Below are 15868 nucleotides of genomic sequence, written 5' to 3'. Positions count from 1 at the left end.
GCGTTGATTATTAATGATGTTCCTGATGCGCCATATCCAGATACACGATGGTCAGCGTCATGAATATGAATGCCTGCAGCGTAACGATCAGAATATGGAATATTGCCCACCCCAGCGAAAGAAGAATCTGCGAGCCGAACAGCAGGGTACTTCCGAAAGAGACGCTGACCCAGGACGCACCCATGAGCGCTATCAGAATAAAGATCATCTCACCTGCGTACATATTTCCGAATAACCGCAGCGCCAGAGAAATCGGCTTGGCAATCAGATTGACCCCTTCCAGGAACAGATTGACAGGCAAACCGAACTTGCCAAACGGCTGAAGCGTCAGCTCCCCGATAAAACCACCCAACCCTTTGACTTTTATGCTGTAAAACAGAACCAGCAGGAACACGCCTATGGCCATCCCCATGGTTGCATTCGGATCAGTCGTTGGAACCAGCTTGAAATGACCAATTCCCAACGGCTCCGTGATCAGGGAAACATAATCGATCGGCACCAGATCCATCAGGTTCATCAGGAATATCCAGGCAAATACGGAAAGCGCAAGCGGTGCAACCATTGCGTTCCTGCCGGTAAAGGATCCACGCACACTGCTGTCTATAAACTCAACCACCCATTCCACGAAATTCTGCATGCCCCGAGGTTCGCCCGGACTAATGCTTTTCGCCACCCTGCCAAAAAGAAACAGGAACAGCAAACCCAGCATCAGCGACATGAAGAGGGTGTCCATGTTGAACGCCCAGAACCCCATCTCCTTCGCCTCTTCGGCGCTGTGCGCACAATGAAAATGCCCATCCTGGATGGTACAGGTCAAGTTTTGAAGATGATGCTTGATATAGGCGGAGGTCGTCAGATCTTCAGTACTCATAAACTTTTTACAAAAATTAATGCTACCCAATACACCAATAACGTTGCAATATATGTCGCAAACAGCGGCACAACCTGCACATCCTTGAATTGCGTAAAGACCAGGGAGAACAACAGAATAGTGTACGCAAGCTTGTATGCTTCGGCTCGGTAATGCGCCGAAAGAAATGCTTTTGGATCGCCACCTTTCGGCGCCAGCATTTTTCTTGCATACACCAAGCTTGCAATGAATCCGACCGCCCCGCCTGACAAGGCCGATGCCGCGCCAACAGAGCTCCCGCTTACCAGCAGCAACAGTGCCATTGCCATAGTTACCGCTACCTGAGCAAGTATTATCCGGCTAACCGCGCTGCCCACAACCATCCTTAATCCTTCCAAGCCTACTAGTATAAACAATCTAGTTTGCTTGCGTCAATGACTTATTTGTTCAGCTATTTTTTCCAACGAGCGATCAGCTCTGCCAGGTGATCGTGACTGGTGTAATGGATTACCACTTTGCCCGCGCCTTTTTTCCCTGCCCGGATCTGAATATCCGTTCCCAGCTGCTGGGAAATTTGTTCCTGCAACTGCAGGATATCACGACTTACCTTGACCTTGGCATTGCGGGAAACAGGATTCAACATGTCCTGTACCAGCTTTTCTGCCTCGCGCACCGACAATCCTTCAGCGGCAATCTTGTTGGAAGCGGCCACCTGTTGCGCACCGTTCAGTGCCAACAACGCGCGCGCATGCCCCATGTCAATCCGGCCCTCCATCAGCATATCCTGTACCGTCCTTGGCAACTTCAGCAAACGCAGCAGGTTGCTTACCGCACTGCGCGAGCGGCCCACTGCATCCGCAGCCGCAATGTGCGTCATCTTAAACTCATCAATCAGCCTCTGAATCCCGACAGCCTCTTCCAGAGGATTAAGATTCTCGCGCTGGATGTTTTCAATCAGAGCCATGGCCAGCACGGCTTGGTCGGCAACCTTGCGCACCAGCACCGGTACACTGTCCAGCCCCGCAAGCCGGGCTGCCCGCCAGCGGCGTTCACCGGCTATAATTTCATAACCACCATCCTCCAGCGAACGGGCTAGAATGGGCTGCATGACTCCCTGCGCCTTGATCGACGCAGCCAGTTCCCTGAGTGTAGCCTCGTCCATCCTGCTGCGCGGCTGATACTTTCCGGGCTTGAGCGCATCGATTTCCACCTCGCTTAAAACATCGCCCTGTCCTTTAACATTACCCGAAAGCAGCACATCCAGACCACGCCCCAATCCCTTGCTCGGTTTTTTCAAATCACTTTCTCCCGTTTCGGTTTGCGCAGATTTCCCTGACTTTTCAGCAGTTCCCTTGCCAGAGCAAGATAAGCCTGTGCCCCTTTGGATGTCCTGTCGTAATGCAGTGCCGGTGCTCCGTAACTGGGTGCCTCAGCCAGCCGCACGTTCCGCGGAATAATCGTCTGGTAAAGCTTCTCGCCGAAATGCTGCTGCAGCTGATCTGATACCTGCTGGGCCAGGGTATTGCGCGGATCGTACATAGTGCGCAGCACCCCATCCATTTCCAGGAGGGGGTTCAGTCCGGACCGAACTTTGCGGATGGTGTTCAGCAAATCGCTGAGCCCTTCCAGTGCGTAATACTCGCACTGCACCGGAATCATGACCCCCCCCGCTGCACACAATCCATTCAAGGTAAGAAGGTTTAACGCCGGCGGGCAATCCAGCAATATATACTCATATTCTTCCGACACGTCACGCAACACATCCTTGAGCCGGGTATCGCGCTGCGGCAGGTCAACCAACTCGATCTCGGCTCCAGCCAGATCGCGGTTCGAGGGCAGCAGATCATATTTTCCCGTTTCAGCGCGGACGAGCACCTCCTGCAATGGCCTGCTTCCCAGCAGCACATGATAAATGGTTGCCGACAAACTGAGCTTATCGATCCCGCTGCCCATCGTTGCATTTCCCTGGGGATCCAGATCGATCAGCAGTACACGCTTCTTCAGGGCAGCGAGGCTGGCGGCCAGATTGATGGAAGTGGTGGTTTTGCCAACCCCCCCTTTCTGATTGGTAATCGCAAGTATCTTGACCATATTCAGTTACGTTTCAACACAACAAGACTACGTGCCGCAGCCAGTCCCGGCACCTGCAAAGGAACCACCTGCTCCACCAGAACGGTATCAGGCAACCTTTCCAGCTCCTGCCGCGCATCCCCCTTCATCGCAGCCCAGCGCCCGCCCGGCGCCAAAAGATGGCCGGTTTGCGCCACAAACTTGGCCGTCTCGGCAAAGGCGCGGGAAATAATGCCATCGAACCGTTCATCCATCGGCCAGGTTTCAACACGCGCACAACATACACTCAGGTTCCGCAATCCCAGTTCAATTTTGGCTTGCTGTACAAAACTCGTTTTCTTGCGATTGCTGTCCAGCAGAACAAATTCCCACTCCGGCCGCATCAGCGCCAGCACCAGGCCGGGCAAACCTGCACCGCAGCCCACATCCAGCCAGCGGCCTGGCCACAGGTGAGGCAGCACAGCCAAACTGTCCAGCAAATGATAACTTACCATCTGTCCCGGTTCCCGGATCGCGCTCAGGTTATACACCCGGTTCCATTTCTGTAGCAGTTCCAGATAGCGCAACAGCTTGCCCTGCACATCCGGCGGGCACTCCAGCCCCAGCTGGGCAACTCCAAGTGCCAGTTCCTCAGCCTGATTCACGCGCTTCTCTGCTCTTTACCGCGCCCTGCTGGCAACGGCCCGGATTCCGCATCTGCAGTCGGACTGCGAAAACCCCGTTTCAGATGTACCAACAGCAGAGAAACCGCCGCCGGAGTAATTCCGGAAATGCGCGCCGCCTCCCCCAGGGTTTCCGGCATATGCTGGTTCAGCTTTTGCTGCACCTCGATCGAAAGGCCCGGTACCGTGCGGTAATCCATCGCTTCCGGCAGCCGCATGTTTTCATGATGCGCATTGCGCTCGATCTCCTCCCGCTGACGTGCAATATACCCCTGGTACTTGGCTTGAATTTCCACCTGCTCGGCAACCGTTTCATCCGCCACCCCATCCCCCGCTCCAGGCAACGTCATCAGGCTGACATAATTCACATCCGGTCGACGCAACAGTTCATACAACGCATACTCCCGGTCAATTCCCTTGCCGAGTACACGCTCCGCTTCCTCCGCAGGCAACAGCTTCGGATTCACCCAGGTCGATTTCAGCCGTGCCTCCTCCCCTGCAATTGCCGCGCGCTTCATTTCAAACGCCTTCCACTGGACATCCCCCACCACCCCAAGGCGGCGACCGGTTTCCGTCAGACGCAGATCCGCGTTGTCCTCGCGCAATTGCAAACGATATTCGGCGCGGCTGGTAAACATGCGGTATGGCTCAGATACCCCGCGCGTAATCAGATCATCCACCAGCACTCCCAGATACGCCTCATCCCGGCGAGGATGCCAGCTTTCCCGGTCCTGCGCGAGCAGGGCCGCGTTGATCCCGGCCAGCAATCCCTGAGCGGCTGCCTCCTCGTACCCTGTGGTGCCATTAATCTGCCCGGCAAAAAACAACCCCCGGATCGCTTTGGTTTCCAGAGAATGCTTTAAACCCCGCGGATCAAAATAATCATACTCGATCGCATACCCCGGTCGCATGATATGGGCATTCTCCAGGCCCTTTATCGAACGCACCAGCTCAAGCTGCACATCAAAAGGCAGACTGGTCGAAATTCCATTCGGATACACCTCGTGCGTGTCCAGACCTTCCGGCTCCAGAAAAATCTGATGCGAGTCCTTGTCGGCAAACCGGGTGATCTTATCTTCAATGGATGGACAATAGCGCGGCCCCACCCCTTCAATGACCCCAGTAAACATCGGTGAACGATCCAGTCCGCGCCGGATAATTTCATGTGTGCGCGGATTCGTATGCGTAATCCAGCATGACAACTGCCGCGGATGCTGCTCCACCCGTCCCATGAATGAAAAAACGGGCACCGGAAGATCGCCGGGCTGCTCGATCAAACCGGAATACGCTATGCTGCGCCCGTCAATGCGCGGCGGAGTACCGGTCTTCAGTCGGCCCATCCGCAAATCCAGCTCACGCAGGCAATGCGCCAGACTAACCGAAGGCGGGTCGCCGGCCCGCCCTGCCCGGTAACTGGACTGCCCAACGTGCACCAGCCCGGAAAGAAACGTCCCGGTGGTCAGCACCACCGTCTTCGCCTTAAAACTCAGACCAAGCTGGGTCATCACACCCTGCACCCGATGGTTCTCTACCATCAGATCCTCCACAGCCTGCTGAAATAGCCAGAGATTCGGCGTGTTTTCCAGCCGCCTGCGAATAGCCTGCCGATACAGCACCCGGTCGGCCTGTGCGCGCGTGGCACGCACCGCCGGCCCCTTCGACGCATTAAGCATGCGGAACTGAATGCCCGATTCATCAATGGCTGCCGCCATGGCCCCGCTCAGGGCATCGATCTCCTTGACCAGATGACCCTTGCCGATCCCGCCGATAGACGGGTTGCACGACATTATCCCAAGCGTCTCGATATTATGGGTGAGTAAAAGCGTCGCACACCCCATACGCGCACTGGCAAGCGCAGCCTCGGTCCCGGCATGGCCGCCCCCCACTACGATTACGTCAAATTTATTTGGAAAATCCATCCTGATACTGACCGACTATAAACAGAAAAATACAACGGCACCTTATTTTAAGGTATGAGCGCATCATACATGAAAACCGGCTCAACCCTGAATCCTGTCCTACAGGGACACTTCCTGTTGTGGTTTCACGTGAAACCACATCTGGCCCTGAAACCGTACCGATCCCAGTCAATCACTCCTATCCATTTTTTTCGGTAGTTGAGTGACCTGTTTCCCCTGAACGATCCGGGATTTCCGGATAATTACCTCGGAACCGGCTCATTTCTGAAAATGATCTTTTCCTGTTAATAAACTGAAACCCAAGCTTATCCGTTACAGACCCCATTTGACATAAGAGGAAATCGAATGGCATCCTTCCGATCAAATGCAAAGAAACCCTGAAATAGGGAAAAATGCCGAGCTGCTTCATCATTTTCCGATGCAGAACCGCCCAAATATCTCCCCAAGCAGATCATCTGCACTGAATTCCCCGGTAATGGAATTCAGGCTCTCCTGAGCCAGCCGCAGCTCTTCCGCACACAGCTCCGGGCGCACGATTTCTCCTGCCGCCCGCTGCAAATGATTTTTTGAGCTCATCAGCGCCTGAACATGGCGCTCCCGCGCCATGTATATTCCGGATTCCTGATGCCAGCCAAGCAGCGAGAGCAATTTATGATGCAAATAATCGATCCCTTCGCCTGTTTTTGCGGATAAATAAATATGGCATTCGCCACAGTGTTCTTCCATAAACCCAGGCCGGGCAAGCAGGTCAATCTTGTTGAAAATATAGAGGCGCGGGATTTCCAGCGGCAGTTCGTCCAGTATTTTCTGGTCAGGATCGGTTTTACCCCGGCTGGCATCCATCAGCACCAGAATGGCATCCGCTTTATTCACGGCTCCATACGTACGCGCAATCCCCATCCTTTCCACCGTGTCCTCCGCTTCGCGCAAACCGGCGGTATCAATGATATGCAGCGGAACCCCGCTGATCTGGATGGATTGGCTGATAAGGTCTCGCGTCGTACCTGGAAATTCGCTGACAAGCGCGATATCCCCTCCGCTCAGCCGGTTGAGCAGGCTGGATTTTCCGACATTAGGCTGCCCGACCAGTACAATATGGGCGCCTTCCCTCAGCAGACTACCCTGCTTTGCGAGGCTCAGGATTTTTTCCAGCTCGGTCAGCAGTACGGATAAGCGCGTGTCCCGCTGCATGGTATCCGGGACATCAATTTCTTCCTCGGGAAAATCCAGCATGGCTTCAACCAGCATGCGCAGCAGGATCAGCTCATCCACCAGACGATGCACCGCCCGGGAAAAATCTCCCTGCAAGGATCGCATGGCGCTCCTTGCAGCCTGGCTGGTAGTCGCTGCGATCAAATCCGCTACACTTTCAGCCTGAGCCAGATCCAGCTTGTTGTTTAAAAATGCGCGCTGGGTGAATTCTCCTGGTTGCGCAAGACGCGCACCCAGTTCAAGACAACGCTGAAGCACCATTTGCAGTATGGCTGTACCGCCATGACCCTGCAATTCCAGGACATCTTCCCCGGTGTAAGAGTGCGGAGCGGGAAAAAACAGGGCAATGCCCTGATCCATGGCCTGTCCGTGCGAATCAAGAAACGAGGCATACGTCGCTCGCCTGGGTTCCGGTACTTTTCCCAGCAGCTGAGCTGCCACTGAAGCAAGATCAGAACCGGAAAGCCTGACCACACCTATCCCTCCCTGTCCATGAGGGGTAGCAATGGCAGCAATCGTTTCAGGTCTTTGCGACACCTTTTGCATTGGTCTCCAGTCTGCGGGTAATGTACCACTGCTGAACAATAGAAAGAATATTGTTCACTATGGAATACAGCACCAGCCCGGCCGGGAAAAAGAAAAACACTACGCTGAATATAATAGGCAGGGTTTTCATGAGCTTGGCCTGTAAAGGATCAGGCGGCACAGGATTTAATTTGCTCTGGAGGATCATGGTAGCTCCCATAATCAGCGGCAAAACATAATAGGGATCTGGCACTGACAAATCTTCGATCCAGCCGAAGAACGGGGCATACCGCAATTCGACGCTGGCCAGGATAGCCCAGTACAAGGCAATGAATACCGGCACCTGGACGATCATTGGCAAACATCCCCCAAGCGGATTGATCTTTTCCGTTTTATACAATTCCATCATGGCCTTGTGCAAACGCTCACGGTCATCCCCAAATTGCTGTTTGATTCTCTCAAGCTTTGGCGCCACAACCCGCATTTTTGCCATGGAACGATAGCTGGCCGCAGACAATGGAAAAAACAGCAGCTTGATCAATACAGTCAACAGGATAATGGCAACCCCCCAGTTGGATACCCAGCCATGCAAATTGGAAAGCAGCCAGAACAATGGCGTAGAAATAATCGTCAGCCAACCATAATCCACCGTCAGCCCCAGGCCGGGTGCAATTGCATCCAGTGAAGTTTGCGCCGGGCCGGCATAAAACGGCACGCTGATTTTACCGGTCTGCCCGGCTGCAATCGCCGCCACCGGCAAAACCAGACCAACCGAAAACTGGTCATTTTTCAGATGACGGGTATAAAATTCCCGCTGCACCTTCTCCCGTGGCAGCCAGGCCGACACAAAATAATGCTGCAGCATGCCCGCCCAACCGTTATCAGCAGTCTGGGTATACTTGGCCTTACCCTTCTCAATATCGGCAAAATCCACTTTCTGGAATTTATCCTGCTCGGTATAGATCGCTGTTCCCGTATAGGTAGGCAGGAACATGGACGAACCTTCTGGAGTGGATTTATCGCGCACAATCTGGAAATAGGCAGAAGAAGAAATCGGGCTGGTTCCCGTATTTTCAATTTCATAGCCTACATCGATCAGATAGCTGCCACGATGAAACACATATATTTTCGAAACATTTGCCCCGGTCGCGCTCATGGCTTGCAGTCGGACCTCGACCGTATCCTTACCTTCGGCAAGCTGATACTCTTCTGCCTGGGCAGCGAATTCCGTTTGGTGATTAGGCAATCCGGCGCCCAGCAGACCGGTCTGGGCAATATAGGTATGCGACCCATGCTCCTGCAACAACACAAAAGGTTTATTCCTGTCCTTGCTGTCGCGCTGCTGCAAAAATTCCAGCCGTCGCAAATCTCCACCTGCCGTATTGATTTCTGCAATCAGATAATCGGTTCGAACCGTAACAACACGGCCGGACTGAATACCAGGCTGGACGGTAACGGCAGTCGCTCCAGGGCCAGCCGGGACAGCTGGCATACTGGCCTGAGGTACGTCCGTGCCTGAAACAGCCGCAGAAGGAACCGGCACCACCGGATGTTGCGCACGCTGCCAGCTATCCCACAATAAAACGACCGATATTGTGAATGTCAGAAACAGTAACGACCTGAACACCTTTTGAGAATCCATATGGTTTTGCCTATGTAAATCTAAGGGGCGGGATCATAACCACCTGGGTTCCAGGGGTTGCATCGAATCACGCGCTTCATGCCCAGCCAGACGCCACGCAAAACACCATGTTTTTCGATCGCCTCTCGGGCATATTGAGAACAACATGGAGTAAAGCGGCAAGTTGGCGGCATGATCGGACTTAACAGATATTGATATAAACCGATCAGGCGGATAAAGAGTCGCCGCATCATGTGCGGACAGATTGAAATAGTTCGATCAGGGCTTTTCGTCCCTCGGCAGAATTTTCAGAATCAAACTGTCGCCTTGCACGAACCACCAGATCAACCGGGGCTTCAGCAGAAAAATGAATCCTAAAAATATTTCGAATCAGGCGCTTTGCAAAATTTCTGGATACTGCTTTGGGCATGCTTCTTTTGCTGACTATTATTCCAAGACGGGAATAGCCACTCTCATTTTTTCGTATGTAAACGGAAAACCATTTATTACTGAAACAATCAGCACGAAGCGCCAACTCGAATTCTGTCCGTTGCCTGAGCCGGCGGCATGCAGGAAAAGTTTTCCTGGCGTCAAACGGCAAGACGCACACGACCCTTTGCTCTGCGAGCTGCGATTACCGCTCTTCCACCTTTAGTTTTCATACGAACCAAAAAACCATGAGTGCGCTTTCTTTTCGTTACGGAAGGTTGATATGTACGTTTCATTATGAATGTCCCTGATGAATATATGCTTTAAAACCCGCTATTACATTATTTACGGTGATTAATGTCAAGTTTATTTTACTGAACCCCATGCTGAAAAATGATTTTGCATAAAATTCTAATCCATTCCTGATGTTCAAAACCAGTGAATGAACGACATAATAAATAAAATCAATGAATTGGTTCGAAATTACCATCTAAAAAACTGAATTGAAATAAAAATTAAAAAAACAAACCTGCAATATCCCTTGCAGCAAATAACTGAAAAACCATTTTTCCCTGAATGAATGTATGATTCCAGAATTGCCAAAACAACCGGAATTCCACAAAACCGACTGGCAACAAATTTTTTGTGCATTCTGAATCACTTAGCTACAGCAAAGAACTTGCATGGCAGTGATGTAGTAGAATATTCACCGATATAATCGAACTGTTATCCAAAAATGATGCAAGACAATACATTATGGAATTCATGTCTTCTTTTTTTTGAAGAAACACTCACCCCACAGCAATATAACTCCTGGATCAAACCTCTATCGTTTGAGGTACAGGGCAATCAGATAATCCTCATTGCTCCTAACAGCTTTACACTGAAAATTGTTCAGGAACGTTTTTTACCGGAAATTGCACGGCAAGCAGAATTATATCTTTCCTGTCCACCCAGCTTCAGTTTGCGTGTGGGAGACAAACCCATTGATTCGCTCACTGCGAAATCTCCAGCTTTACTCATGGATGAAGTACCCGGTTCTGCTCCGGTTCCTTCCGTGCCTTTGCTTTCACTGAATAAACATAAAAATCAAAGCCAGCTCAATCCGTTGCTGACCTTTGAAAATTTTGTAACCGGAAAAGCCAATCAGCTGGCACATGCGGCAGCCATTCAGGTTGCCGAAACTCCGGGTACAACCTACAACCCCCTGTTTATCTACGGTGGAGTAGGGCTGGGCAAAACTCATTTAATTCAATCCATTGGAAATTACATAAAACAGGAAAACAGGCATGCAAAAATTTGCTATGTTCATGCCACCAATTATATTTCAGACGTGGTCCGCGCTTTTCAGACTAAAAAATTCGATGAATTCAAGCAATTCTACAACTCGCTGGATTTGCTGCTGATCGACGACATTCAGTTTATTGCAGATAAACCCGGAACCCAGCAGGAATTTTTCTATACACTGAATTCACTGATCGATGGGCACAAGCAGGTTGTCATTACCTGCGATACCTTCCCCAAGGAAATATCAGGCATGACCCCCAGACTGACTTCCCGTTTCAGCTGGGGTCTGACGGTTGCAGTTGAACCTCCCGGCATAGAAATGCGGGTTGCCATCCTGCTGCAGAAAGCTTCTCTTTCCAATAATCCAATCAACGAAGATGTGGCCTTTTTCATCGCCAAACATATCCGTTCCAATATCCGCGAACTGGAAGGGGCTCTTAAACGCATAGACGCCTATTCACGTTTCCATAAACGTTCTATTTCGGTTGAACTGGCCAAAGAAGCGCTCAAAGACCTTCTGGCCTGCCAGAACAAACAGATATCCATGGAAAACATCCAGAAAACCGTGGCTGATTTTTATCGCATCAAGGTTTCAGATCTTCTGTCCAAAAAACGTACCCGGCTGATTGCCAGGCCCAGGCAGGTTGCAATGTGCCTGGCAAGAGAACTGACGCAGCTAAGCCTTCCGGAAATCGGAGCGGCATTTGGCAGCCGTGACCATACAACAGTCATGTATGCCTGCAAGACCATTGAAAGTCTGCGCAATACGGATACAGCGCTAAACGAAGACTTTATTCTGCTGAATCAGACTTTGCGAAATTAATATTCTGATAAATGACCTGCATATTTTGTGGATAAACAACCAAAATTTTTCTTCAAAAAAACTATACACAATATTTACCATTTGAAAACAGAATTTATCCACAATCTTTTTTATATTCCAATATATTGAAAATAAAAAAGAATAGTTAATTGTTCATTAAAAATTGAAATGTAATTATTGTTATTAAGGATAAGTAAATATGTTTATAGAAAAAATTGAAAAAGAACACTTACTGAATGCATTGCAGAAAATCATTGGAATTGTGGATCGCACCCGGCCTCTCCCAATTATTTCAAATGTATTGATTGAAAAAAAAGGACCGGATATACGATTGATCACCACTGATCTTGAAATTCAGATTGAAACGCAAATTGCCAATGCAAACCAATCCGGACCAGACACAGCCATAACTACCGGCGCCAAAAAACTGCAGGAAATACTCAGGGTATTGCCGGAAGGAAGTAGAACCACACTGGATATTCAGGAAAATCGCCTGACAATCAAAGCGAATAAAAGCAGATTCATTCTGCAAACCCTGCCGGCACAAGATTTTCCAAAAGTTACTGAACAATTGAATCAGGCTGTCAAAATTCAGATCCAACAAAAAACCCTGAAAAAACTGCTTTCGATGATTCAATATGCAATGGCACAACAGGATATTCGTTATTATCTGAACGGAATATTGCTGGCAATTGAAGGAGACTGGCTGAAATTAGTGGCAACCGATGGGCATCGTCTAGCCTATGTTGCTACCCGGCTGGATCAGGAATATTCAAAACGTGAAGTGATCCTGCCAAGAAAAACCATACATGAACTGATCCGGATTTTATCCGATACGGATGAAATGATGGCATTGGAACTGGCTGACAGTCAGGTTCGCATGACTTTCTCGGGGTCCGTCATGATTTCCAAGGTAATTGATGGAAAATTCCCCGACTATGAACGGGTGATTCCAAAATACAGCAATCAGGTAATCCTGAACAGATCCCAGGTGCTGCAAGTATTGCAGCGCATAGCAATTCTATCCAATGAAAAAATCAGGGGAGCCCGTCTTGTCCTGACCAATCAGAATCTGAGCATAAGCAGCAATAATAACGAACAGGAAGAAGCATTGGAAGAAATGGAAATCGATTATCATGGCCCAGAACTCGATATCGGTTTTAATGTCAATTACCTGATGGACGGATTATCCAATCTGGACACAGAAACCATCATTTTCTCATTTGGCGATTCCAGCAGCAGCGTCCTGATTACCATCCCGGAAAACGAAGAATTTAAATATGTGGTAATGCCGATGCGGATTTGATCATCGAGTATAAATCCTTATCTCAGGAGGTTCCTGGGTATTGTTTATATTTATAAATGATATATATTTATAATTATTGATATTTTTTTGATGTTTCACGTGAAACATATGAAGGTGCAGAAATGAACGAATACAATTCCACCAGTATTAAAGTCCTGAAAGGCCTGGAAGCGGTCAGGAAACGTCCCGGTATGTATATCGGGGATACAAATGATGGCAGCGGCCTGCATCATATGGTGTTCGAGGCGGTGGATAATGCCGTGGATGAAGCTCTGGCCGGGTATTGCAATGAAATAACCGTAACCATACATCCGGATAATTCGGTGAGTGTTGCGGATAACGGGCGAGGAATACCAACCGACATCCATGAGGAGGAAAATCGTTCGGCAGCCGAAGTCATCATGACGGTTCTGCATGCTGGTGGAAAATTCGACGGCAATTCCTATAAAGTTTCCGGGGGGCTGCATGGCGTAGGGGTATCCGTTGTAAATGCCCTGTCCGAGTGGCTGCGGCTTACGATCTACAGGGATAAAAAAACCCATTTCATGGAATTTCGGAATGGCGAACCGGTTGCTCCGCTCCATGTGATTGGGGAAAGCAAAAAAAACGGCACGGAGGTTCATTTTCTGCCCTGCAGGGAAATTTTCGGCACAGTCGAATTTCATTTTGACGTTTTGGCTAAAAGGCTGCGCGAGCTTTCTTTCTTGAATAACGGGGTAAAAGTTTCCCTGATCGACAAGCGGAACGGCAAGGAAGAAATCTTTGCATTTACCGGCGGGGTAAAGGGTTTCGTGGAATACATGAACCGGAATAAAAATACCCTGCATAAAAACATATTTCATTCCTCCGCTGAAAAGGAGGGGATCACCGCTGAAATCGCAATGCAGTGGAACGACACCTATCAGGAAACAGTGCAATGCTTTACCAATAATATTCCGCAACGGGATGGCGGTACTCACCTGACCGCAATGCGCACGGCAATGACGCGTACCCTGAACCAGTACATAGAATCAGAAGAAATCGCTAAAAAAGCCAAGGTGGAAACCACCGGGGATGACATGCGGGAAGGCCTGACTGCGGTGCTGTCAGTCAAGTTGCCAGATCCGAAATTCTCGTCGCAGACCAAGGATAAACTGGTTTCCTCTGAAATCCGGCCAGTCGTGGAAGAACTGGTCAGCCAGCAGCTGATGGCATTCCTGCTGGAAAACCCGAACGATGCCAAAGTGATTGTTGGAAAAATTGTAGAAGCTGCCAGGGCACGCGAAGCTGCACGCAAAGCTCGTGAACTGACACGCAGAAAAGGGGTGCTGGATGGGATGGGGCTGCCCGGCAAACTGGCCGACTGCCAGGAAAAAAACCCGGCAGAATCCGAGCTGTATCTGGTGGAGGGAGATTCAGCTGGCGGCTCGGCAAAGCAGGGGCGCGACCGCAGATTCCAGGCCATCCTGCCGCTTAAGGGAAAAATCCTGAATGTTGAAAGGGCGCGTTTCGAAAAAGTCATCACGTCCCAGGAAATTGCCACCCTGATTACCGTTATGGGGACAGGGGTCGGCAAGGATGAATACAATGTGGAAAAACTGCGTTACCACCGGATTATCATCATGACCGACGCGGACGTGGATGGCTCCCATATCCGCACGCTGCTGTTGACGTTCTTCTATCGCCAGATGCCGGAACTGGTCGAGCGCGGGCATGTATATATAGCACAGCCTCCGCTGTACAAGGTCAAGCAGGGAAAGGAAGAACGTTACCTGAAGGATGACCATGAAATGAAAATATTCATGCTCCGTTCTGCCCTGATGAATGCCGAACTGTACACGCAGCAGGATGTACCTGCGCTGAAAGCAGAAACACTGGAAAATTTGGCAAAGGAATACTTCCTTGCGGAAGCGGTAATAGAACGCTTGTCCAGGATGATCATGGAAGAAGCACTGCACGCCATGTTGAAACAGCCGGACATCCAGCTCGATACCCGGGAACAGGCGGAGAAGAGCGCGATCAATCTGCAACAGGCATGCGGCTCGGCGGTAATGGTAAGGGCGGAAGTAAATCCGGCCAATGATGAAAACCGTTTGCGCCTGGAAAGATACCTGTACGGCAATTATTCGGTCAGCTACATTGATTCCGTTTTCCTGCAAAGCGGAGAATATGCCCAGATCCGGAAAACCGCGCATGTGCTGAACGGTCTGATGGGAGAGGGTGCATATATCAAGCGTGGCGAACAGCGCAAGCCGGTCGCAGACTTCAAGCAGGCCATCGAATGGCTGCTGGAAGAAGCGAAGCGCGGAGTCAGTGTCCAGCGCTACAAGGGATTGGGAGAAATGAACCCGGAACAGTTATGGGAAACCACAATGGACGTCAAGAACCGTACCCTGCTGCGCGTACAGATCGAAGATATGATCAAGGCAGACGAAACCTTCTCTACCCTGATGGGCGATATAGTTGAACCTCGCCGTAACTTCATTGAGGAGAATGCGCTGGGAGCCCAGAATCTTGATATATAGTGGTGTTGTTGATGCCAGGTCTCAAAATTTCTTAAATTGCCTGTCGATGATTTTTAACTACAGGCATCTACGTTATTCAAAAACTAGGTTTAGTCTCTAAATTGGCAGATTTTGATGTAAAGCGTTGCTTTCCTTTATTAAGGATTTTTGTTGCAAAAGGTAGAGCAGATACAAGTTTGAAGTGTAATTTTAAGTATCGCAGGTCAGGAGGATTGGATGCGGTATGAGCGTTTGCTAACTGCAAAGAAGCAGAAAATTATAAAAGAAAGCGCAAAATATTATCACGGTTTTTTGCAGATACATTACTTTATTAATGGTAACGGGCGATCGGCCAGATTCATATTGGCTTAACAAGCATTCGATCTTCTCGGCATTACTGGAAAAATCGATATTGAAGATAGAAGGTTATTTCCTGACACATTGTCTAATACCGATATCAGGGTTAGTTCTAATTTAAAGAGGGTAATCACCCAGGTTTTATTCGGGGTGGAGTTTGTTTCAGGTTCGTCGTGCCAAATGTGCCCTAATTGAGCAATGTCATTCTTGACTTGTCAGAATGATCAAGAGGAGGTTATTTTTCTATTATATTCTGTGTACTACCCAGCTTCATCGTGAATAGGCTAATAAGGCAATTTCACACGGACAACAAAAAACGCTGCT

General features: G+C 49.7%; 15 protein-coding genes. 4 read left to right on the top strand and 11 right to left on the bottom strand.

All coding sequences use genetic code 11. The features are described 5' to 3' along the window. Positions 1-10: 10 nt before the first annotated feature. The 11 genes from atpB to rpmH form a co-directional block, all read right to left on the bottom strand. Positions 11-871: a F0F1 ATP synthase subunit A gene (atpB, locus tag KJA68_RS01320; protein WP_213035117.1), complete on the bottom strand. Its 861-nt coding sequence runs from the start codon at positions 869-871 to the stop codon at positions 11-13. Further along, positions 868-1266, bottom strand: coding sequence for an ATP synthase subunit I (locus tag KJA68_RS01315; RefSeq protein ID WP_213035116.1), 399 nt, complete (start codon positions 1264-1266; stop codon positions 868-870). The genes atpB and KJA68_RS01315 overlap by 4 nt, the downstream gene beginning before the upstream one ends. A gap of 35 nt (positions 1267-1301) precedes the next feature. Further along, positions 1302-2147: a ParB/RepB/Spo0J family partition protein gene (locus KJA68_RS01310; RefSeq protein ID WP_213035115.1), complete on the bottom strand. Its 846-nt coding sequence runs from the start codon at positions 2145-2147 to the stop codon at positions 1302-1304. Continuing rightward, complete coding sequence (locus tag KJA68_RS01305; protein ID WP_213035114.1) at positions 2144-2941, bottom strand: ParA family protein; 798 nt, start codon at positions 2939-2941, stop codon at positions 2144-2146. The genes KJA68_RS01310 and KJA68_RS01305 overlap by 4 nt, the downstream gene beginning before the upstream one ends. A gap of 2 nt (positions 2942-2943) precedes the next feature. Next, the gene (rsmG, locus tag KJA68_RS01300) at positions 2944-3564 is read right to left on the bottom strand and encodes a 16S rRNA (guanine(527)-N(7))-methyltransferase RsmG (protein ID WP_213035113.1); all 621 of its coding nucleotides are present in this window, start codon (positions 3562-3564) and stop codon (positions 2944-2946) included. After that, positions 3561-5501 (bottom strand): tRNA uridine-5-carboxymethylaminomethyl(34) synthesis enzyme MnmG, encoded by a 1941-nt coding sequence (gene mnmG, locus KJA68_RS01295; RefSeq protein WP_213035112.1) that lies wholly within the window; start codon positions 5499-5501, stop codon positions 3561-3563. The genes rsmG and mnmG overlap by 4 nt, the downstream gene beginning before the upstream one ends. A 408-nt stretch (positions 5502-5909) precedes the next feature. Beyond that, a complete protein-coding gene (gene mnmE, locus KJA68_RS01290; RefSeq protein ID WP_213035111.1) occupies positions 5910-7259 on the bottom strand; it encodes a tRNA uridine-5-carboxymethylaminomethyl(34) synthesis GTPase MnmE in 1350 nt (449 codons plus the stop codon). Continuing rightward, positions 7234-8880, bottom strand: a complete 1647-nt coding sequence (gene yidC, locus KJA68_RS01285) for a membrane protein insertase YidC (RefSeq protein WP_213035110.1) — start codon at positions 8878-8880, stop codon at positions 7234-7236. Before yidC ends, mnmE begins: the two co-directional genes overlap by 26 nt. 20 nt (positions 8881-8900) lie before the next feature. Further along, the gene (gene yidD, locus KJA68_RS01280) at positions 8901-9113 is read right to left on the bottom strand and encodes a membrane protein insertion efficiency factor YidD (protein WP_420887617.1); all 213 of its coding nucleotides are present in this window, start codon (positions 9111-9113) and stop codon (positions 8901-8903) included. Then, a complete protein-coding gene (gene rnpA, locus KJA68_RS01275) occupies positions 9110-9469 on the bottom strand; it encodes a ribonuclease P protein component (RefSeq protein ID WP_213035109.1) in 360 nt (119 codons plus the stop codon). Before rnpA ends, yidD begins: the two co-directional genes overlap by 4 nt. Continuing rightward, positions 9450-9584, bottom strand: a complete 135-nt coding sequence (gene rpmH / locus KJA68_RS01270; RefSeq protein WP_213035108.1) for a 50S ribosomal protein L34 — start codon at positions 9582-9584, stop codon at positions 9450-9452. Before rpmH ends, rnpA begins: the two co-directional genes overlap by 20 nt. A gap of 440 nt (positions 9585-10024) precedes the next feature. Between rpmH and dnaA the strand changes: the two genes are divergently transcribed. From dnaA to KJA68_RS11075, 4 genes are all read left to right on the top strand, one after another. Beyond that, entirely contained in the window at positions 10025-11398 is a 1374-nt protein-coding gene (gene dnaA, locus KJA68_RS01265; protein ID WP_213035107.1) for a chromosomal replication initiator protein DnaA, read from the top strand. Between the two features lie 199 nt (positions 11399-11597). Further along, positions 11598-12704, top strand: coding sequence for a DNA polymerase III subunit beta (gene dnaN / locus KJA68_RS01260; RefSeq protein WP_213035106.1), 1107 nt, complete (start codon positions 11598-11600; stop codon positions 12702-12704). A gap of 122 nt (positions 12705-12826) precedes the next feature. After that, on the top strand, positions 12827-15208 hold the full coding sequence (gene gyrB / locus KJA68_RS01255) for a DNA topoisomerase (ATP-hydrolyzing) subunit B (RefSeq protein ID WP_213035105.1): 2382 nt from the start codon (positions 12827-12829) through the stop codon (positions 15206-15208). Between the two features lie 186 nt (positions 15209-15394). Beyond that, positions 15395-15559: a Fic family protein gene (locus tag KJA68_RS11075; protein WP_420887620.1), complete on the top strand. Its 165-nt coding sequence runs from the start codon at positions 15395-15397 to the stop codon at positions 15557-15559. The last annotated feature ends 309 nt before the right edge of the window (positions 15560-15868 follow it).

The organism is Candidatus Nitrotoga fabula (assembly GCF_905221025.1).
Classification (GTDB): domain Bacteria; phylum Pseudomonadota; class Gammaproteobacteria; order Burkholderiales; family Gallionellaceae; genus Nitrotoga; species Nitrotoga fabula.
Note: the sequence above shows the minus strand (reverse complement) of the source record. Positions and strands in the feature narration are given on the sequence as shown.